The sequence below is a fragment of the Micromonospora sp. NPDC050276 genome, from assembly GCF_044459545.1.
Classification (GTDB): Bacteria; Actinomycetota; Actinomycetes; order Mycobacteriales; family Micromonosporaceae; genus Micromonospora.
In genome coordinates this window covers 550,686-571,172 of record NZ_JBITJA010000002.1, presented here as the reverse complement: position 1 = coordinate 571,172, position 20,487 = coordinate 550,686, and the positions used below count along the sequence as shown (strand labels likewise).

Annotated in this window: 17 protein-coding genes; 2 read left to right on the top strand and 15 right to left on the bottom strand. The window is 72.6% G+C overall.

The genetic code is table 11. The annotated features are described in order from the left end of the window. Window positions 1-195: 195 nt before the first annotated feature. Window positions 196-1,089, top strand: a complete 894-nt coding sequence (locus ACIBF8_RS05830) for a septum formation family protein (protein ID WP_396781198.1) — start codon at window positions 196-198, stop codon at window positions 1,087-1,089. 82 nt (window positions 1,090-1,171) lie between these two features. Further along, on the top strand, window positions 1,172-2,062 hold the full coding sequence (locus tag ACIBF8_RS05825; protein WP_396781197.1) for a septum formation family protein: 891 nt from the start codon (window positions 1,172-1,174) through the stop codon (window positions 2,060-2,062). A gap of 53 nt (window positions 2,063-2,115) precedes the next feature. Here the strand turns inward: ACIBF8_RS05825 and ACIBF8_RS05820 are convergent, their stop codons facing one another. The 15 genes from ACIBF8_RS05820 to carA form a co-directional block, all read right to left on the bottom strand. Then, window positions 2,116-3,594, bottom strand: coding sequence for an RsmB/NOP family class I SAM-dependent RNA methyltransferase (locus ACIBF8_RS05820; RefSeq protein ID WP_396781260.1), 1,479 nt, complete (start codon window positions 3,592-3,594; stop codon window positions 2,116-2,118). Next, window positions 3,549-4,475, bottom strand: a complete 927-nt coding sequence (gene fmt, locus ACIBF8_RS05815; RefSeq protein ID WP_396781196.1) for a methionyl-tRNA formyltransferase — start codon at window positions 4,473-4,475, stop codon at window positions 3,549-3,551. The genes ACIBF8_RS05820 and fmt overlap by 46 nt, the downstream gene beginning before the upstream one ends. A 5-nt stretch (window positions 4,476-4,480) precedes the next feature. Then, window positions 4,481-5,038 (bottom strand): peptide deformylase, encoded by a 558-nt coding sequence (gene def / locus ACIBF8_RS05810; protein ID WP_091401921.1) that lies wholly within the window; start codon window positions 5,036-5,038, stop codon window positions 4,481-4,483. Between the two features lie 176 nt (window positions 5,039-5,214). Next, complete coding sequence (locus ACIBF8_RS05805; RefSeq protein WP_030335676.1) at window positions 5,215-6,198, bottom strand: AAA family ATPase; 984 nt, start codon at window positions 6,196-6,198, stop codon at window positions 5,215-5,217. Window positions 6,199-6,456: 258 nt separating this feature from the next. Further along, the gene (locus ACIBF8_RS05800) at window positions 6,457-8,364 is read right to left on the bottom strand and encodes a primosomal protein N' (protein ID WP_396781195.1); all 1,908 of its coding nucleotides are present in this window, start codon (window positions 8,362-8,364) and stop codon (window positions 6,457-6,459) included. A 59-nt stretch (window positions 8,365-8,423) separates the two neighbouring features. Then, a complete protein-coding gene (metK, locus tag ACIBF8_RS05795; RefSeq protein ID WP_396781194.1) occupies window positions 8,424-9,617 on the bottom strand; it encodes a methionine adenosyltransferase in 1,194 nt (397 codons plus the stop codon). A gap of 87 nt (window positions 9,618-9,704) precedes the next feature. Further along, on the bottom strand, window positions 9,705-10,913 hold the full coding sequence (coaBC, locus tag ACIBF8_RS05790; RefSeq protein WP_396781193.1) for a bifunctional phosphopantothenoylcysteine decarboxylase/phosphopantothenate--cysteine ligase CoaBC: 1,209 nt from the start codon (window positions 10,911-10,913) through the stop codon (window positions 9,705-9,707). Window positions 10,914-10,927: 14 nt separating this feature from the next. Next, a complete protein-coding gene (rpoZ, locus tag ACIBF8_RS05785; protein WP_030335666.1) occupies window positions 10,928-11,191 on the bottom strand; it encodes a DNA-directed RNA polymerase subunit omega in 264 nt (87 codons plus the stop codon). A gap of 64 nt (window positions 11,192-11,255) precedes the next feature. Next, entirely contained in the window at window positions 11,256-11,789 is a 534-nt protein-coding gene (locus ACIBF8_RS05780; protein WP_396781192.1) for a guanylate kinase, read from the bottom strand. A 25-nt stretch (window positions 11,790-11,814) separates the two neighbouring features. Beyond that, window positions 11,815-12,132 (bottom strand): integration host factor, actinobacterial type, encoded by a 318-nt coding sequence (gene mihF / locus ACIBF8_RS05775; RefSeq protein ID WP_030335662.1) that lies wholly within the window; start codon window positions 12,130-12,132, stop codon window positions 11,815-11,817. 178 nt (window positions 12,133-12,310) lie between these two features. Continuing rightward, window positions 12,311-13,147, bottom strand: coding sequence for an orotidine-5'-phosphate decarboxylase (pyrF, locus tag ACIBF8_RS05770; RefSeq protein ID WP_396781191.1), 837 nt, complete (start codon window positions 13,145-13,147; stop codon window positions 12,311-12,313). Window positions 13,148-13,219: 72 nt separating this feature from the next. After that, entirely contained in the window at window positions 13,220-14,494 is a 1,275-nt protein-coding gene (locus ACIBF8_RS05765; RefSeq protein ID WP_396781190.1) for an adenosylmethionine--8-amino-7-oxononanoate transaminase, read from the bottom strand. Between the two features lie 387 nt (window positions 14,495-14,881). Continuing rightward, window positions 14,882-15,928 carry a quinone-dependent dihydroorotate dehydrogenase gene (locus tag ACIBF8_RS05760; RefSeq protein WP_396781189.1) on the bottom strand — a complete coding sequence of 349 codons (1,047 nt, stop codon included), beginning with the start codon at window positions 15,926-15,928 and terminating at the stop codon, window positions 14,882-14,884. Then, the gene (carB, locus tag ACIBF8_RS05755; protein ID WP_396781188.1) at window positions 15,925-19,272 is read right to left on the bottom strand and encodes a carbamoyl-phosphate synthase large subunit; all 3,348 of its coding nucleotides are present in this window, start codon (window positions 19,270-19,272) and stop codon (window positions 15,925-15,927) included. Before carB ends, ACIBF8_RS05760 begins: the two co-directional genes overlap by 4 nt. Further along, entirely contained in the window at window positions 19,265-20,464 is a 1,200-nt protein-coding gene (gene carA, locus ACIBF8_RS05750; RefSeq protein ID WP_396781187.1) for a glutamine-hydrolyzing carbamoyl-phosphate synthase small subunit, read from the bottom strand. The genes carB and carA overlap by 8 nt, the downstream gene beginning before the upstream one ends. Window positions 20,465-20,487 lie beyond the last annotated feature (23 nt).

The following is a 20,487-nucleotide window of genomic DNA, read 5'->3' as shown; positions in this document are numbered from 1 at the left end:
CGCGCTGTGACCCAGCGGTGACCAGTGGTGCAGAATTGGACGCTCCGGACCGCCGAATCCGGACGAACAGACAACAGTGGCTGGCCGATCGACGGAAACGCGACGACACTCCAAGCGGGACGGTGCCGTAGGCTGCACGCCCGCCGGGGTCGCCGCGGGGCGGCGACCGGCCGCCAGCTCCCGGGGAGGCGGACGATGCGACGGTGGCTTCCAGCGCTGGTGCTGGCCGGCGTCACGACGATGCTGCTGGCCGGCTGCGCGCCGGCGCGGGGCGCGGACGGTGATCTCACCGACGACTGGCCGGCGCTGCGGGTCCCGAAGCCGTTCACCCCCGCCACCGACACCTGTCTGCCACGGATCGCCACGGTCGTGCAGGCCAGCACGTACGAGACGGTGGACTGCGCGCGGAACCACCTGGCCGAGACCATCCACGTCGGCACCTTCGTGGGGCCCGACGCGCTGACCGAGAGCCGACCGGAGCCCGGATCGTCGGCGCTGCGTACGGCTCGCGCCGAGTGCGACCAGCGGGCCCGGGAGGTGCTCGGCGGCGACTGGCACACCGCCCGACTCGCGCTGTCCCTGGCGCTGCCCTCCGCGCCCGCCTGGGCCGGCGGCGCGCGCTGGTTCCGCTGCGACCTCAGCGAGACCGGCAGCATCGACAACACCCGCCCGGTGAACCGCACCGGCAGCCTGCGCGGCGCGTTGATCGGCGACACGCCCCTGACGCACCGCTGCTTCGACCCCAAGCTGATCGGCGACAACCTCAACTACATGGCGCCGGTGCTCTGCAGCGAGCCGCACCGCGCCGAGTTCGTGGGTGTCTACGAGGAACGGGGCGACCGGAGCTGGGCGGAGTTCGGCAAGTCCGCCGAGCAGGCGCACAAGCGCTGCATGGCGTTGATCGCCCAGTTCGCGGCGGTGCCCAACAACAGCGACCTGCCGTACCGGGCCGGGTCCATCTACTACCCACCGTCGCAGCGGGAGTGGGAGGAGGGCGACCGTGGCGTGCGCTGTTTCCTGTGGAGCGACGACCGCAAACTCACCCGCTCGATGCGCGGCGTCGGCCCCGAGGGACTGCCCGCGATCTGAGCATCGGTGCCGTATGCTGCTGCGCCGTGGCGCTACCGACCGGCGGGGTCCGGTCGGAGGCCACCAGCGGCGGGAGGTCGGGATGCGACGGTGGTTGGCGGCGGTCGCCGGGGGTGCGGCGCTGGCCCTGGCGCTGACCGGGTGCGACGCACCCGCCGGAGTCGACCGTGACCTCATCGACGACTGGCCGGCGCCCGTCGCCGCACAGCAGTTCGTTCCCGCCGCCAACGTCTGCCACCACTCCTCCCAGCAGGTGGGCTTCCTGAGCGGCTACAACCCGATGGCGTGCACCGAGTCGCACCGGGTGGAGACCATGCACGTCGGCACGCTCACCGGACCGGGCGCCGAGGGCGGCACGCCCCCGCAGCCCGGCTCGGCGGGTATGCGGACCGCCCAGGCCGCCTGCGACACCGCGGTCAACAAGGCGCTGGGCGCCGACTGGCGGTCCGGGCGACTCGGCCTGACCGTCGTGCTGCCGTCGCCGCCGGCCTGGTCGGGCGGGGCCCGCTGGTACCGCTGCGACGTCACCGAGATCGCCAGCATCGACGACACGGCGGTCGACCTGCGCACCGGCAGCCTCCGCGGTGCGCTGTCCGGCGCGGCGCCGTTGGCCTACCGCTGCTTCAATCCGAAGCTGGTCAAGGACGACATCGAGGAGATGGTGCCGGTCTCCTGCACCGCCAAGCACCACGCCGAGTTCGTCGGGGTCTGGCAGGCCCCGGACGTCAGCTACGCCGAGTTCTCCCGCACCGTCAAGCGGACCCACCGCGGCTGCCAGACCATGATCGCCAGGTACGCCAAGGTCCCGGACAACTCCCAGCTCGACTTCCGCGCCGGGACGATCTACTACCAGCCGTACGAGGAGGAGTGGCGCAACGGCAACCGGGGCGTGCAGTGCTTCCTCTGGATTTCCGACCGCGATCTGACCCGGTCGATGAAGAACGCCGGCACCAAGGGCCTTCCGGTCACCTGAGCACCACCCCCGTCGGCCGGTCGGATCACCGACCGGCCGGACGCGGGGTCCGATCAGCCTCGGCGCAGCACCGCGAGGAACATCGCGTCGGTGCCGTGCCGGTGTGGCCAGAGCTGCACGGTCGGCCCGTCGCCGAGACCGGGCATGCCGGCCGGCAGCAGCGGCCGGGCATCCACGAAGTCCACCGGAACCCCGCTGCGGCGGGCCGCCTCGGTCACCGTCACGTGCGTCTCGACCGTGTGCGGCGAGCAGGTCACGTAGGCGACCAGGCCCCCCGGGCGGACGGCCCGCAGCGCCGCCCCGAGCAACTCCCGTTGCAACCGGGTCAGCGGCGGCAGGTCGGACGGCTGGCGACGCCACCGCGACTCCGGCCGACGACGCAGCGAGCCCAGGCCGGTACACGGCGCGTCCACCAGCACCCGGTCGAAGTGCTGCTCCGGCAGCTTCGGGTCGCCGCCGACCTCACGGCCGTCCATCGTCAGCACGGCCACCGGCAGGTCCCGGGTCGCCAGCGAGACCAGCCGGGCGCGGTGCTCGGCCACCTCCACCGCGGTCACTCGGGCACCCCGCTGCGCGGCCAGCGCGCCGAGCAACCCGGCCTTGCCACCCGGGCCGGCGCACAGGTCCAGCCACCGCCCGTCCGGGCCGTCCAACGGCGCGTCGGCGAGCGCGGCGGCCACCAGCTGGGAGCCCTCGTCCTGGACGTGGGCACGGCCGTCGACCACCGCCGGCACGTCGCCCGGCGCGCCGCCGGGCAGGTAGACGGCGTACGGCGAGAAGGCGCCGGGCGCACCGCCGACCTGGTCGGCCAGCTCCACCGGGTCGATCAACCCGGGCCGGGCACACAGGTGCACCGGCGGGCGTTCATTGTCCTCGATCAGGAGGCGGGCCGTCTCACCCAAGTCGCCGTCGAGCGCCTCCGAGAAGGCCCGCACGATCCACTGCGGATGGCTGTACGCCAGGGCGAGGTGCCCGACCGGGTCGGTCTCCATCGGTGGGGCGAGCTTCGCCACCCAGGCGTCCGCGTCCCGGGTGGAGACCTCGCGCAGCACCGCGTTGGCGAAGCCGGTGGCGCCGGGCGCGACCGAGCGGACCAGATCCACCGTCGACGAGACCGCGGCGTGCGCCGGCACCCGGGTGTGCAACAGCTGGTACGCCCCGAGTCGCAGCGCGTCGCGCACCGGCGGGTCGATTCGGGCCACGTCCCGGCCGGCCGCGTCCGTCAGGATCGCGTCCAACGTGCCCAGGTGGCGCAGCGTGCCGTAGGTCAGCTCGGTGGCGAAGGCAGCATCCCGACCGAACAGCCCCTCCTCCCGCAGGATGATGGGCAACACCAGGTTGGCGAACGCGTCGTCGCGGTGCACCGCGGCCACCGCCTCGTACGCGGCGCGGCGCGGTCGGTCCATCGGTGGCCGGACCGGACGGCGATCCCCGCCACGGCCGGCCGACGGGCCGGAGCGCGTCGGGCGGGTTCCCTCCGGTGCGGTCACGCGAAATCCTCTCCAGTGCCGACGCGGACGCCGCGCGCCCAGTCGGTCGCACTCATGGCCCGCTTGCCGGCGGCGCGGACCTCGCCGAGACGCACCGGCACGGTCGCCGTACCGACCAGCACCCGGGACTTCTCCACCAGCAACTCCCCCGGCTTGAGCTCGGGGCCGTCGGGCACCGGGACGACCGGGCCGAGCTTCACCCGCTCGTCGCGGAACGTGGTCCAGCTACCCGGCGCGGGCGAGCAGGCCCGGATCCGCCGGTCCACGGCGAAGGCCGGGTCACCCCAGCGCACCCGGGCGTCGTCCACGGTCAGCTTCGGCGCCAGCGACACCCCGTCGGCCGGTTGCGGCTCGGCCCGGGCGGTGCCGTCGGCGATCGCGTCGAGCACCGCGACCAGCAGCCCGGCGCCGGATGCGGCGAGACGTTCCAGCAGGTCACCTGAGGTGTCGGTGGCGCGGATCTCGTCGGTCAGCGTGCCGTAGACCGGGCCGGTGTCCAGGCCCTCCTCCAGTTGGAAGACGCTGGCCCCGGTCAGCTCGTCACCGTGCAGCACGGCGTGCTGCACGGGTGCGGCGCCACGCCACGCGGGCAGCAGCGAGAAGTGCAGGTTGATCCAGCCGTGCCGGGGGATCTCCAGTGCCGCCGGCGGCACCAGCGCGCCGTAGGCGACCACCGGCACGCAGTCCGGCTCCAGCTCGCGCAGCCGGTCGAGGAACTCCGGGTCGCGGGGACGGGCCGGCGTGAGCACCTCGACGCCGTGCTCGTCGGCCCACTCGGCGACCGGGGAGCGGGACAGGCCCCGCCCACGGCCGGCGGGCGCGTCGGGCCGGGTGACCACGGCCACCAGCTCGTGTCGGGAGGCGGCCACGGCGGCCAGGGCCGGCACAGCGACGGCCGGCGTACCGGCGAAGATCACGCGCATCCGGGTCAGCGCCCCAGACCGAACGGGTCGCTGATGTGCGGGCTGAGCTTGACCGTGGGCGGCGCCGCCGCGTCGTACCACTCGGCCTGGCGGATCGCCTTCATGGCTTCCTTGCGCCCCTCCGGGTCCAGCCGGTCCAGGAAGAGCACCCCGTCGAGGTGGTCGGTCTCGTGCTGCACGCAGCGCGCCATCAGACCGGTGCCGACGATCTGCATCGGATCGCCGAACGAGCTGAAGCCCTTGGCGACAACGTTCTGCCGGCGCTTGGTGTCGAAGTAGAGCCCGGGGATGGACAGGCAGCCCTCCGGGCCGTCCTGCTCCTCCTCGTCGGGGAACTCGAGCACCGGGTTGATCAGGTGCCCGAGGACGTCGTCGACGTCGAAGGTGAACACCCGCAGGCTCACACCGAGCTGCGGCGCGGCGAGGCCGGCGCCGTTCTGCTCACGCATCGTGTCGGTGAGGTCGGCGACGAGCCGACGCAACTCGGCGTCGAAGTCGACCACCGGATCGGCCGGCGTGCGCAGCACCGGATCCCCAAACAGACGGATGGGCTGGACGGTCACGCGGGACGGCTCCTTCGTGGGGTGGGACGAGCGGTGCCGTACCAGTCTACGGAGTGCCCGGGCGAGCGCCGGCCGGCGCACCTCGATCAACCACCGCCGGTGTGCTCAGCGTCACCGGGAGGCTCCCGCGAACCGGTCAGCAGGTCCCGTACCCGCTCGGCGTTCTCTCGCCGGGTTCAGACGCTGGCGCCCGGGTCGCCCGCGAGCACCGCGTCGCCACGGAGCAGCGCGGGCTCGGGCAGCGGCAGTTGGATCTTGTGAGCCGCCTCCCAGTCGTAGATCAGGCCGGGACGCACCTGGGCGGCGAAGTAGTCGATCGCGGTCATCCCACCCACGACCGGCTCGTCGACCTCGGCGACCAACTGGGCGGGGACCAGGGAGAACCCGTTCTGCAGGGCGGCGCTGAGGCGACGGTGACCGTCGACCACGAAGAAGTACTCGCCGGTGAACCCGATCTTCAGCGGTTCGAGGGCCTCGTCGCCAGCCTCGGCCACGCCACCGACGAAATCGGTGTCCCACAGACCCCGCAGGGTGGCGATGTCCTCGGTCGGGTAGACGCGGGCCGGATCCAGCAGCAGCAGCGGCGGCGCGTCACGCAGCACCTCGGCGCCGAGCGTCCCCTCGTACGCGGCCACGATGTGCTCGATCACCTCAGCGGCGGAGGCCCGGGTGGTGTCGCAGATCAGGTCGTAGTTGCGCAGCCGGGCCTTGTCCACCCCGTAACGGATGATGAACCGGCTGCGCTCGCTGGCGCTGCGCTCCCGGAGCTTGGCCTTGGCCTCCTCCAGGGAGGCGTAGCTCTCCGCCGGCCCGGACGGTCGGGCGAGCACCCGCCGGGCCGCCTCACCCGGCTCGGTGATCATGTGCACCTTGAGCGCGTCGGTGAAGAAGTGCCAGGCCAGCCGGGAGTCCATGATGAGGCGCTCACCGGAGGCGGCGATGTCCCGCTGAAGCTGATCGACGTAGCCGTCGACAGCCTGGTCGAGCTCCGCGTGCAGGTTGAGCTGCAGGGCGGTCATCTGCCGCTGCTGCGCCATCTCGCGGTAGAGGTCCCCCACGCTGACCCGGCGCATGCCGAGCCGCTTGGCGATCTCGACCGACACGGTGCTCTTGCCGCTGCCGAGGTCGCCGTTGAAGACGATCGATTGTCCAACGGTCACGACTGGTCCACCCCTGATCACCGGCTCATTGACATCATCGACCTCGCGCCCGACCGACGCGTTCCCGCCCTCGTCGCGCCATCCCGCGGCGGCCCCAGCTCGGCGCGTCTGACGCTCCGTCTCGACCTGGAGCCCGTCGTACGCGTCGACATGACGGGCGATGCTACCACTCAGGCGCCACCACTTTGCCGGACGCGGTGTGCGAGGGCCGCCGCCGCGGGCCAGCCCCGCCACCGTCGACAGCAGGGGCGAAACCCCTCAGAACAGGCTCAGCGGGTCGACCTGGAGGCGAACCGGATCGGCGGCCTTGCGGGCGGCCCGCACACCGGCGGCCGAGTGCAGCGCCTCGGCGAGCGCGCCGGCCCGGGCCCGGGGCACGCGGACCAGCATCCGCTCCCGGCCCTCCTCGGCCGGCACCGGCCCGAGCACCTCGGCGTCGGCCGGCAGCCGGGCCGCGGCGAGCAGGTCCGCCACCGCCTCGGCCGCGCCGGTGACGCTCGCCATCCGTACCGCCGGGGGAAAGCCCAGCTCCCGACGCTCGGCCAGCTCCCGACCGGCGAACCACCCGGCGTCCCAGCGCAGCAGCGCCTGCACCGGCGCGAGCGCGCCGTCGGCGACCACCACCACCCGACCGGCCGGCGCCGGTCGGGCCAGGGCCGCCGCCGCCAGCCAGCGGCGCAGCGCCTCCTCACCGGCGCGCAGGTCGGCCCGGGTCAGCAGGGCCCACGAGTCGAGCAACAGCACCGTGCCGTAGCCGCCCTCGGCCACCGGCTCGGCGCCCGGAGTGGCCACCACCAGCGCCGCGCCGCCGGGCACGTCGGTCAGCACCTCCTCACGCCCGGACGTGCGCACCGTCACCCCGGGAAACGCCCGGCCCAGCTCCTCGGCGGTCCGCCGGGCGCCGGTCACCGCGGCCCGCAGCCGCCGCCCACCACACTCCGGGCAGGCGTACGCGGCCGCCACCCGCGCACACCACCGGCAGGCCGGGGTGCCACCGGCCGAGGGCAGCGCGAGCGGGCCGGCGCAGTGCGCGCAGCGGGCCGGGGTACGGCACTCGGCGCAGGAGATCGAGGGCAGGTAGCCGCGTCGGGGCACCTGCACCAGCACCGGCAGGTCCTGCCGGATGGCGTCCCGGGCCGCCGTCCAGGCCAGGCTGGGCAGCCGAGCGGTGGCCGCCCCGGGGTCGCGGGCCAGTTGGGGATCGTCACCGGTCGGCGCAATGGCCGGGACACGTGCCCGCACGGTGGCCCGATCGGCGACCACCTCCCGAGCCCAGCCGGTCTCCACCAGCAGCTGCGCCTCGGCGGTACGGGCGTACCCGCCGACCAGCGCGCCGGCCTCGGCGAGGTGGACACGGGTGAGTAGCACGTCGCGGGCGTGCGGGTAGGGCGCCCGGGGCTCGGAATGCAGGTCGTCGCCGTCGTCCCAGATCGCGACGAGGCCGAGCCGCCGCACCGGGGCGAACATCGCCGCCCGGGTGCCGATCACCACCGGCACCTGTCCACGGCGGGCAGCGAGAAACGCCCGGTAACGCCGGGCCGGTCCGAGCGCGGCGGAGAGGCTGACGTGCCGCCCCGGCCCGAGCACCCCGGTGAGCGCCGCGTCGAGGCGGTCGAGATCACGCGCGTCGGGCACCACGACCACCGCGCCGCGCCCACCGGCGACGGTGGCCGCCACCGCGTCGGCGTAGCGGGCCGTCCAGTCCTCGCCGGGCAACGCCGACCAGACCGCGCGGGGCGCCCGGCCGTCGGCGAGGGCGCGCAGCAGGGCCGGCCCGGTCGGGTAGTCGCGCCACCCACGCGGGTCGACCGCCTCGGTGGGTGCCGCCGTGGGCTGGTCGTCGCGGGGTTCCTTCTCCACCCGCGCGTGCCGCGGTGGCACGGCGAGCCGGAGCACGTCGGCGAGGCTGCCCGCGTACCGGTCGGCGACCGCTCGGGCCAGCCGGGCGATCTCGGGGGCCAGCACCGGTTCCGGCGAGACGACCTTCTCCAGGTACGCGAGGCGGCCGGTGTGCCCGGAGTCGTCGGCGCGCGCCAGCAACCAGCCGTCGACGAGCTGCCCGGCGAAGCGCACCTTCACCCGGGTCCCGGGCACCGCCACCTCGTCCAGCTCCGCGGGGACCAGGTAGTCGAACGGCCGGTCCAGGTGCGCCAGTCCGACGTCCACGCAGACGCGCGCGACCGGCGACCCAGCCGCGGGTCGCCGGTCGCTGCGCCTGGTGGCGGTCAGGCTCCCGCGGCCGACTTGAGGTCGGCGGCCCGGTCGGTGCTCTCCCAGGTCAGATCCGGCAGCTCCCGGCCGAAGTGGCCGTACGCGGCGGTCTGCTGGTAGATCGGGCGGAGCAGGTTGAGGTCCCGGATGATCGCGGCGGGCCGCAGGTCGAACACCTCGGAGACGGCCTTCTCGATCGAGGAGACCGGCACGGTCTCGGTGCCGAACGTCTCGATGAAGAGGCTCACCGGGTGCGCCTTGCCGATGGCGTAGGCGACCTGCGCCTCGCACCGCTCGGCCAGGCCGGCGGCGACCACGTTCTTGGCCACCCACCGCATCGCGTACGCGGCCGAACGGTCCACCTTGGACGGGTCCTTGCCGGAGAACGCCCCGCCGCCGTGGCGGGCGTACCCACCGTAGGTGTCGACGATGATCTTGCGGCCGGTCAGCCCGGCGTCACCCATCGGGCCGCCGATCTCGAAGCGGCCGGTTGGGTTCACCAGCAGCCGGTAGCCGTCGGTGTCCAGACCGAGGCTCTCCAGCTCCGGGGCGATCACGTGGTCGCGCACGTCCGGCGTGAGCAGCGAGTCCAGTGAGATGTCGGCGGCGTGCTGGCTGGACACGACCACGGTGTTCAGCCGGACCGGGCGCAGCCCCTCGTACTCGATGGTGACCTGGGTCTTGCCGTCCGGCCGCAGGTACGGGATCGTGCCGTCCTTGCGCACCGCCGAGAGGCGCCGGGCCAGCCGGTGGGCGAGCGCGATCGGCATCGGCATCAGCTCGGGCGTCTCCGAGCAGGCGAAGCCGAACATCATGCCCTGGTCGCCGGCGCCCTGTGCGTCCAACGCGCTCTCCGACGCCCCGGTCCGCAGCTCGAAGGCGTTGTCCACGCCCTGCGCGATGTCCTCGGACTGCGCCCCGATGGAGACGCTGACCCCGCAGGAGGCCCCGTCGAACCCCTTCTTGGACGAGTCGTAGCCGATGTCGAGGATGGTCCGGCGGACGATCGTCGGGATATCGGCGTACGCCTTGGTGGTCACCTCACCGGCGATGTGCACCTGACCGGTGGTGATCATGGTCTCCACGGCCACGCGGCTGTGGGGGTCCTCGGTCAGCAGCGCGTCCAGGATGCCATCGCTGATCTGGTCGGCGATCTTGTCCGGGTGGCCTTCCGTGACCGATTCGGACGTAAAGAGGCGGCGTGTCACGGCACTCCTAAGCGTTTGAGGTCGTTCCGCGGCAGTGTAATCACCACTGCGGTCGGTGTCGGGATCGGTCGCGCCCTTTACCACCCGTCAGGAGCGGCCCGGCAGCCGCGCCACGACGAGATCCCAGACGGTGTCGGCCACCGACTCCTTGGCCTGCTCCGGCAGCCGGCTGACCGAGCCGTCCGCGCCGATGACCGTCACGGTGTTGGTGTCGGCGCCGAACACCAGGTCCTGACCGACCTCGTTGATCACGATCAGGTCGGCCCGCTTCCGGGCCAGTTTCGCTCGACCGTTGGCCTCGGCATCGCCGGTCTCGGCGGCGAACACCACCAGCAACTGCTCTGGTCGTTTGCGCTGGCCGAGCTCCGCCGCGATGTCCGGGTTCGTGACAAGCTCGATGGTGGGCGCGACGCCATCGTCCGACTTCTTGATTTTGCCAGGCGCGTACGTCGCGGGCCGGAAATCGGCCGGAGCCGCCGCCATCACCACCGCGTCGGCCTCGACAGCGGCCTTCAGCGTCGCCTCCCGCAGCTCGGCGGTGGTGCCCACCCGGATCAGGTCGGCGCCGGCCGGGTCGGCGAGGTCGACGTTGGCCGCGATCAGCGTGACCCGGGCACCTCGGGCTACCGCCGCGCGGGCGAACGCGTAACCCTGCTTGCCCGACGAGCGGTTGCCCAGGAAGCGGACCGGGTCCAGTGGCTCGCGGGTGCCCCCCGCGGTGACGACCACCCGGCGGCCGGCCAGGTCGGCGGAGTCGGAGCCGCCCCGGGCCAGGAGCCGGCGGGCGACGGCGAAGATCTCCGCCGGGTCGGGCAGCCGGCCCTTGCCGGTGTCGACGCCGGTGAGCCGGCCGACGGCCGGGTCGAGGACGCGGACACCCCGGGAACGCAGCGTGGCGACGTTGGCCACCGTGGCGGGGTGCTCCCACATCTCGGTGTGCATGGCCGGGGCGAGCAGCACCGGGCAGCGGGCGGTCAGCAGGGTGTTGGTCAGCAGGTCGTCGGCGAGGCCGTGCGCGGCCTTGGCGAGCAGGTCGGTGGTGGTCGGCGCGACCACCACCAGATCGGCCTGCTTGCCGAGCCGGACGTGCGGCACCTCGTGGACGTCGGTCCAGACGTCGTCGGCCACCGGCTGGCCGGAGAGCGCGGCCCAGGTCGGCGCCCCGACGAAGCGGAGCGCCGACGCGGTTGGCACGACCCGAACCGAGTGACCCGATTCGGTGAAGAGTCGCAGCAGCTCACACGCCTTGTAGGCAGCGATGCCGCCGCCGACCCCGAGGACGATCGAGGCGGACATCGGCCAGCGGGGGCTTACGGCTGGTCGGTCGGCTCGGCGGTGAGCAGGCCCGAGTTGATCTCGCGCATGGCGATGGAGAGGGGCTTCTCCTGCGGAGTGGTCTCGACGAGCGGACCGACGTACTCCAGCAGACCCTCACCGAGCTGGCTGTAGTAGGCGTTGACCTGACGCGCGCGCTTGGCGGCGAAGATGACCAGCGCGTACTTCGACGTCGTCTTCTCGAGGAGCTCGTCGATCGGCGGGTTGGTGATGCCTTCGGGGTTGGCGATGGATCCCACGAATTAACCTCTGCGTCTTTCGAGCCGCGCGGACGCGGTGCTGAGTCTCAACGGCGGCCGACCGTCAGCCACGCACGCGCGACCAAGCCGGGTCCGGATAAGAAGAACCGAGTAAGCCTACCAGCTCCTCGACCACCCGTTCGGTGCGGTCGTGGGTCAGCGTGTGCGCGAGGACGGCGGCCATCGTGGCGTCGGGCTGGTAGCCCGGTGGGCTCAGCAGCACCAGCCGGATGTCGGGCAGGCGCGCACGCACCAGGAGCGCGCCGCGCAGGTCGAGCGGGAGCAGCACCTGCTGTCCGGCGTCGAGCCGGGCGCGCAGCGGCGGGTACGGGGTGCCCCGGCGGTGCGAACCGATCCGGGACCACTCCAGCAGCTCGCCGTCGAGGACCCGGCGATCGAACTCGGCGGGAGCGAGGAAGACGCGGTCGACCCCGTCGATCTCCGACTCCCGGCGCGGCCTGGTGGTCGCCGCGACCGGGATCCACACGGACGGAGAACGCGCCCGGACAAGCTCGACGACACTCTCCCTGCCGGAACCCGAAGGTCCAGCCAGGACAGTGAGCCGAGCCGCCGGGCGCGCCTCGTCATCCGTGCTCACTGCTTGTTTCTACACGCTGCCAGGTTCAGTTGGCGGCGAACTCTCCAAGCAATGCCTTGCGCTGCTGCTCGCCGAGGCCACGCAGGCGACGGCTGTCGGCGATCTTGAGCTTCTCCATGATCTGGGTAGCCCGGATCTTGCCGATGCCCGGCATGGCCTGCAGGACGGCCGACACCTTGAGCTTGCCTACGACGTCGTCGCTCTCGGCCCGCTCAAGGACGGCACCGAGGGTGGTCTTGCCCTGCTTGAGCTGCTCCTTCAGCTGAGCACGGGCCTTGCGGATCTCCGCGGCCTTCTCGAGCGCGGCAGCGCGTTGTTCGGGGGTCAGTGACGGGAGCGGCACCAGTTCTCCTCAGGTCCCTATCGCGGCGGGCGGGGCGCACCGCCGCATCTGTGAAACGTGGTGTCGCTGTGAACCAAGGGGTCCATGGTTCCCAGCGCGGGGAAAACTAGCGGCCAACGGAGCTTTCGGCAACGTGGGGGTCGCATGATCACCGTAGAGTGACCGACCCGTCAGTCAGTCACCGGGCAGGCAGGACGGCCCGACAGTCGACCAACACGCGCTCCGCGGCGGCCCGCAGGGCGGCCACATCGGGGCCGGCCGAGAGCACCTCCCGGGAGTACGACGGGAGCACCGAGGCGAGGCTCGAACCGAAGACGGTACGCAGATCGGCCGCGTCGGCGCCCTGGGCGCCGAGCCCCGGAGCGAGCAGCGGGCCCCCCACCCCGGAGAGGTCGTGACCGGTGTCACCGATGGTCGCGCCGACCACCAGACCGAAGCTCCCGAGCGGGGACGCACCCCTGTTGAGCTGGGAAATCTCGTCGATCACGGTTTGCGCCACGGTACGGCCGTCGGCCGTGACGGCCCGCTGCACGGCCGCGCCCTCGGGGTTGGAGGTGAGGGCCAGCACGAACACGCCGCCGCCGTGCTCGGTGGCCAGCTCGAACATCGGCGCCAGCGAACCGACCCCGAGGTACGGGCTCGCGGTGACCGCGTCGACATGCACGGGACTGGATGGATCAAGGTACGCGGAGGCGTACGCGCTCACCGTCGAGCCGATGTCGCCGCGCTTGACATCGAGCAGAACGAGCGAACCAGCATCTCGTAACTGTCGGATAGTTGACTCAAGAATCGCCACACCTCGGGAGCCGAACCTCTCAAAAAAGGCCGACTGAGGCTTGACTACCGCAACCCGGTCACCGAGCGCTTCCACCACGGTTCGGCTGAACCGGTCGAGCCCCTGGACGTCGTCCGGAAGGCCCCACTGGGCCAGCAGACCGGGATGCGGGTCGATGCCCACACAGAGTGGGCCCCGCTCGGTGATCGCCCGGTGTAGCCGGGTACCGAAGCTCTCCATCGGAGTGTTCCCCTCTTCTCGGCCGGGCGGCTGCCCCGCCCGGGTAACCGTCGACCCGGTGACCGGGCCGACTCAGCCGGCCGCCACCGCCGCCGCCACCCCGGCCGCGATCCGGGCCAGGTCGACGTCGTCGGTGACGTACGGCGGCATCGTGTAGATCAGGTCGCGGAACGGGCGCAGCCACACCCCCTGCTCGACCGCGGCCGTGGTGGCCGCGCCGAGGTCGACCTCGTGGTCGAGCTGGACCACGCCGATCGCCCCGAGCACCCGTACGTCGGCCACACCGGGCGTGCCGCGCAGGGGCTCCAGGCCGGCGCGCAGGCCGGCGCCGATCCTGGCGACCTGTCCGGCCCAGTCTCCGGCCCGCAGCAGCCCGATGGAGGCGTTCGCCACCGCGCAGGCCAGGGGGTTGCCCATGAACGTGGGCCCGTGCGCCAAGACGCCAGTCGCCGAGATGCCCTGGGCGACCTGCGGGGTGCACAGGGCCGCCGCGAGCGTCAGGTAGCCGCCGGTGAGCGCCTTGCCCACGCAGAGCACGTCCGGCGTCACCCCGGCGTGCTCGGCGGCGAACATCGTCCCGGTACGGCCGAAGCCGGTGGCGATCTCGTCGAAGATCAGCAGAACTCCGTGCGCGCTGGTCACCTCGCGCAGCACCCGGAGGTAGCCCGGGTGCTGGAAGCGCATCCCGCCGGCACCCTGGACGACGGGCTCGACGATCACGGCGGCCAGTTCGTCGGCGTGCCGCTCGACCGTGTCCACCAACGCCGCCACGTACGCGTCGTCGGGCGGGTCGGTGAAGCCGCCCGGCGGGGCCGGGGCGAACACCTGCCGGGGGAGCACGTCGCCCCAGAGGTGGTGCATCCCCCCTTCCGGGTCGCAGACGCTCATCGGGTGGAACGTGTCACCGTGATAGCCGCCCCGCCAGGTCGCCAGCCGACGCCGCTCGGGCCGCCCGATGGCCCGCTGGTACTGCAGGCACATCTTCACCGCCACCTCGACACTGACCGAGCCGGAGTCGGCCAGGAAGACGTGCTCCAGGCCATCCGGGCTCAGCTCGACCAGCGTCCGGGCGAGTTGCACGGCGGGCTCGTGGGTGAGCCCACCGAACATCACGTGGCTCATCCGGCCGAGTTGGTCGGTCACCGCCGCGTCCAGGACCGGGTGCCGGTAGCCGTGGATCGCCGCCCACCAGGACGACATCCCGTCCACCAGCTCCCGCCCGTCGCCCAGGGTGAGCCGTACCCCCTCGGCGCTCTGCACCAGGTACGGCGGGCTCGCCGGCGGCAGCGCGGCGTACGGATGCCAGACGTGCGCCCGGTCGGCGGCCAGAATCTGCTCGGGTGTCACGCGTACTCCATTCCAGGCACGAACGGTCCGGACGGCGAACGTCCTGCGGCCAGGTCCAATCACCCCTTCGCCCACCCTTTGCTCTGCACCCGTGGGTGCACCACCCGGCGTCCGACACCCGGGCGTCCGGATGTCGCATCCGGTGTACCGCCCGGCGTCCGACACCCGGGCGTCCGGATGTCGCATCCGGTGTACCGCCCGGCGTCCGGCACCCGGGCGTCCGGGTGTCGCATCCAGGGGTGCAGAGCAAAGGCGGCGCGTTGGGGATGGGATCCCCAGGGCGGAGCCCTCGCGGAGCCCAGCGGCGGAGCCCTGCGCGGATCCGGCTCGGCGCCCGGTTGACCGGGCCCGCAGCGCGCGCCGGGCCCGCAGCGCGCCGGGGGACGGTCACCGACCGGCGACCGGAGCCGGTGCCGAAGTCGTAGCCGTCGCGCGGGCGGCGGCGCGGACCAGGGCCGGGCCCCGGTAGATGAAGCCGGTGTAGAGCTGCACCAGCGCCGCGCCGGCGTCGAACATCCGGGCCGCGTCGTCCGGGTCCAGCACCCCGCCGACGCCGATGATCGGTAACCGGCCGCCGGTTTCGGAGTGCACGAAGGCCACCACCTCCCGAGCGCGCCCGGTCAGCGGTCGACCGGAGAGGCCACCGGCCTGCGCGCCGCGCTCGACGTCGACGGTGGCGAGCCCGTCCCGCGACAGGGTGGTGTTGGTGGCGATCACCCCGGCAGCACCCCGGGCCAGACAGACCTCCAGCAACTCGGCGATCGCCGCCTCGGTCAGATCCGGTGCGATCTTGACCAGTACCGGCTTCTCCCCCACCAGCGCACCGAGCAGCGCGTCCAGGTGGGCGCGGTCCTGCAACGACCGCAGACCGGGAGTGTTCGGTGAGGACACGTTGACCGCGAAGTAGTCGCCGTGCCCGCGCAACGCCCGGTACGAGGCGAGGTAGTCCTCGACCGCCTCGTCGAGCGGGGTCACCTTGGACTTGCCCAGCGAGATGCCCAGCGGCACCCCGAGCGGGCGTGGCAGCGCTGCCAGCCGGGCGGCCAGCGCGGCGGCACCGGCGTTGTTGAAGCCCATCCGGTTGACCACCGCCTCGCTGGCCGGTAGCCGGAACAGCCGGGGTCGGGGGTTGCCCGGCTGTGCGTGCGCGGTGACCGTGCCGACCTCCACGAAACCGAAGCCCAGCGCCGGCCAGGCCGGCAGCGCCGCGCCGTCCTTGTCCATCCCGGCGGCCAACCCGACCGGGTTGGGGAACCGCACCCCGAACACCGTGCGCGGCGCGTCGACCGCATACCAGGCCCGCAGCGTGGCGAGGGCGGCCGGCCGCCGCGACAGGGCCGACAAACGCCGCAGCGTCCACTCGTGCGCCGCCTCCGCGTCCCCGCCCCCGAGCCGGAACAGCCACGGCCGTACCACCCGCTCGAACAGGGTCACTGGGCCGCCCGCAGGGTGGCGTGCAGGTCCTGCAGGGGGCGGACCTGCATGTCGCCGCGGATCCGCGCCTCGATGCCCATCACGGCCGCGGCGGCACCGGGGACCGTGGTGATGCACGGGATGTCCGCGGTGACGGCCGCGCTGCGGATCTCGTAGCCGTCGGAGCGGGCGCTGGCACCCGAGCCCTGCGGCGTGTTGATCACCAGCGCCACGTGGCCGCCGCCGATCAGCGAGACCGCGTCGTCGCCCGCGCCGGCCTGGTAGTGCTTGCGGATCTGCTCGCAGGCGATGCCGTGCCGGCGCAGCACCTCCGCCGTGCCGGCGGTGGCGACGATCTCGAAGCCCAGATCGGCCAGCCGCTTGATCGGGAAGATCATGCCGCGCTTGTCCCGGTTGGCCACCGAGACGAAGATCTTCCCGGCGGTCGGCAGCGACCCGTACGCGGCCGACTGGCTCTTGGCGAAGGCGTGCCCGAAGTTGGTGTCGATGCCCATCACCTCGCCGGTCGACTTCATCTCCGGCCCGAGCAGCGAGTCGATCCCCTTGCCCGCGCGGGTCCGGAAACGCTTGAACGGCAGCACCGCCTCCTTGACCGCGACCGGCGCGTCGGCGGGCATCGTGCCCCCGTCCCCCGTCGTCGGCAGCAGACCCTCGGCGCGCAGCTCGGCGATGCTCGCCCCGAGCGCGATCCGGGCCGCCGCCTTGGCCAGCGGCACGGCCGTGGCCTTGGAGACGAACGGGACGGTCCGCGAGGCGCGCGGGTTGGCCTCCAGCACGTAGAGCACGTCGTCCTTGAGGGCGTACTGCACGTTGAGCAGGCCGCGGACGCCGACGCCACGGGCGATGGCCTCGGTGTAGCGGCGAACCTCGGCCAGGTGCGAGCCGGCGAGGGTGATCGGCGGCAGCGCGCAGGACGAGTCGCCGGAGTGGATGCCGGCCTCCTCGATGTGCTCCATCACGCCGCCGATGTAGACCTCGCCGTCGGCGTCGCACAGCGCGTCCACGTCGATCTCGATGGCGTCGTCGAGGAACCGGTCCACCAGCACCGGATGGTCCGGGGAGATGTCGGTGGCCCGGCCGATGTAGTCGCGCAGCGTCGGGTCGTCGTAGACGATCTCCATGCCCCGCCCGCCCAGCACGTACGACGGCCGCACCAGCACCGGGTAGCCGATCTCGTCGGCGATCGTCTTCGCCTCGTCGTACGAGGTGGCCATGCCGTGCGCCGGCGCGCGCAGCCCGGCGCGGGCCAGCACCGCGCCGAACGCGCCCCGCTCCTCGGCCAGGTGGATCGACTCCGGGGAGGTGCCGACGATCGGCACACCGGCGTTCTTGAGGCGCTGCGCCAACCCCAGCGGGGTCTGCCCGCCGAGCTGCACGACCACCCCGACCACGCCCGGCCCGCCGGCCGCCCGGCCGGACGAGTCCTCGGCGTGCCAGACCTCCAGGACGTCCTCGAACGTCAGCGGCTCGAAGTAGAGCCGGTCGGCGGTGTCGTAGTCGGTGGAGACCGTCTCCGGGTTGCAGTTGACCATGACAGTCTCATAACCGGCCGACCGCAGCGCTTGTACCGCGTGCACGCAGGAGTAGTCGAACTCGATGCCCTGCCCGATCCGGTTCGGGCCGGAGCCCAGGATCAGCACCTTCGGCCGGTCCGACGGCACGACCTCGGTCTCCAGGTCGTACGTGGAGTAGTGGTACGGCGTGGTCGCCTCGAACTCGGCCGCGCAGGTGTCCACGGTCTTGTAGACCGGGCGCACGCCCAGGCGGTGGCGCAGGGTCCGTACGCCGTCCTCGGCGGCCAGCTCCGGGCGCAGCGCGGCCAACTGCCGGTCGGACAGACCGGCCCGCTTGGCGCGGCGCAGCAGGTCGGCGTCGAGCACCGGCGCCTCGACGATCTCGGCGCGCAGCTCGATCAGCGCGGCGATCTGGTCCAGGAACCACGGGTCGATCCCGCCGGACGCCTCGGCGACCTCGGCGATCGACGCGCCGAGGCGCAGCGCCCGCTCCACGGTGTACAGCCGGCCGTCGTGCGGGATCCGCAGCGCGGCGAGGGTGTCCGCGAGTGTGACGTCCGCCGGATCTGGCTGCGTCCAGAAACCAGACGACTTGGTTTCCATCGAGCGCATCGCCTTGTTCAGCGCCTCGGTGAAGTTACGCCCGAGGCTCATCGCCTCGCCCACCGACTTCATCGTGGTGGTCAGCTCCGGGTCCGCGCCGGGGAACTTCTCGAACGCGAACCGGGGGATCTTCACCACCACGTAGTCGAGCGTCGGCTCGAACGCCGCCGGGGTCTTCAACGTGATGTCGTTGGGGATCTCGTCGAGGGTGTAACCGATGGCCAGCTTCGCGGCGATCTTCGCGATCGGGAAGCCGGTCGCCTTGGAGGCCAGCGCCGAGGAGCGCGACACCCGGGGGTTCATCTCGATCACGACGATCCGGCCGTCGACCGGGTTGACCGCGAACTGGATGTTGCAACCGCCGGTGTCCACCCCGACCTCGCGCAGCACGGCGATGCCCAGGTCACGCAGGCGCTGGTACTCCCGGTCGGTGAGGGTCATGGCCGGGGCCACGGTGACGCTGTCGCCGGTGTGCACGCCCATCGGGTCGATGTTCTCGATCGAGCAGACCACCACCACGTTGTCGTGCCGGTCGCGCATCAGCTCGAGCTCGTACTCCTTCCAACCGAGCACGCTCTCCTCGATGAGCACCTCGTGCACCGGGCTGGCGGACAGGCCGTCACCGGCGATGCGGGCCAGGTCCTCCGGGGTGTGCGCCATGCCGGAGCCCAGGCCACCCATGGTGAACGACGGCCGGATCACCACCGGCAGGCCCAGCTCGGCGACGGTCGCCTCGACCTCTTCCATCGAGTGGCAGACCCGCGAGCGGGGCACCAGCGCGGTCGGGTCGTCGACACCGAGGCGTACGCCGGCCTTCGCCACGATCTCCTTGAACAGCTGCCGGTCCTCGCCCCGGTTGATGGCGTCGATGTTCGCGCCGATCAGCTCCACGCCGTACTTCTCCAGGACGCCGGCCTCGTGCAGGGCGACGGCGGTGTTCAGCGCGGTCTGCCCGCCGAGGGTCGCGAGGATCGCGTCCGGGCGTTCCTTGGCGATGACCAGCTCCACGAACTCCGGGGTGATCGGCTCGACGTAGGTCGCGTCGGCGAACTCCGGATCCGTCATGATCGTCGCCGGGTTGGAGTTGACCAGGCTGACCCGGATCCCCTCGCTGCGCAGCACCCGGCAGGCCTGGGTGCCGGAGTAGTCGAACTCGCAGGCCTGCCCGATGACGATCGGCCCGGAGCCGATCACCAGGATGTGCTTGAGATCGGTCCGCTTAGGCATTGCTGCGCCCCTTGCTGTGGGTCTTGCCTTCGATCAGTTCCGCGAAACGGTCGAACAGGTAGTCCGCGTCGTGCGGGCCGGCCGCCGCCTCCGGGTGGTACTGGACGGTGAAAGCGGGCACGTCCACCGCCCGCAGCCCCTCGACCACGTTGTCATTGAGGCAGACGTGCGACACCCGAACGCCACCGAACTCGGTGTCGATCACCTGGTCGGGCACGACCGCACCGACACCCGCACCCGGCACCTGAACCGCGCCGGGCCGCTGTTCGCGGCCCGACACGTCGACCGCGAAGCCGTGGTTGTGGCTGGTCACCTCGACCTTGCCGGTCACCCGGTCGAGCACCGGCTGGTTGATCCCCCGGTGGCCGTAGCCCAGCTTGTAGGTGCCGAAGCCGAGCGCCCGACCGAGGATCTGGCTGCCGAAGCAGATGCCGAACAGCGGCACCTCCCGCCGCAGCGCCTCCCGGGCCAGCGCCACCGGGGCGTCGGCGGTGGCCGGGTCGCCCGGACCGGGCGACAGGAAGATCGCGTCGGCGCCGGTGGCGAGCATCTGCTCGATGCTCGACGACGCCGGCAGCACGTGGGTGGTCACCCCGCGGGTGGCCAGCCGGCGCGGCACGTTGCGCTTGATGCCCAGGTCCAGGGCGGCCACGGTGAACCGGTGCTCGCCCAGGGCCTCGACGACGTACGGCTCGGCGGTGGTCACCTCGGCGGACAGGTCCGCGCCGACCATCTGCGGCGCCTGGCGGACCCGGGTCAGCAGGCTCTGCGGGTCGTTGTCGATGCTGGAGATGCCCACCCGCATCGCGCCCCGCTCGCGCAGGTGCCGGGTCAGCGCCCGGGTGTCCACCCCGCTGATGCCCACCACACCCTCGGTGGCGAGGCGGTCCTCCAGACCGCCGGTGGCCCGCCAGTTCGAGCCGATCCGCGCCGGGTCACGGACGACGTAGCCGGCCACCCAGATCCGGGCGGACTCGTCGTCCTCGCCGTTGACGCCGGTGTTGCCGATGTGCGGGGCGGTCTGCACCACCACCTGACGGTGGTACGACGGGTCGGTCAGCGTCTCCTGGTAACCGGTCATGCCGGTGTTGAAGACCGCCTCGCCGAAGGTCTCCCCGACGCTGCCGTACGCCTCACCGGGGAACGTGCGCCCGTCCTCGAGAACGAGAATCGCGGGCCTGCGCTTGACCATTACTGTGCCCGCCCTTCGTTCGC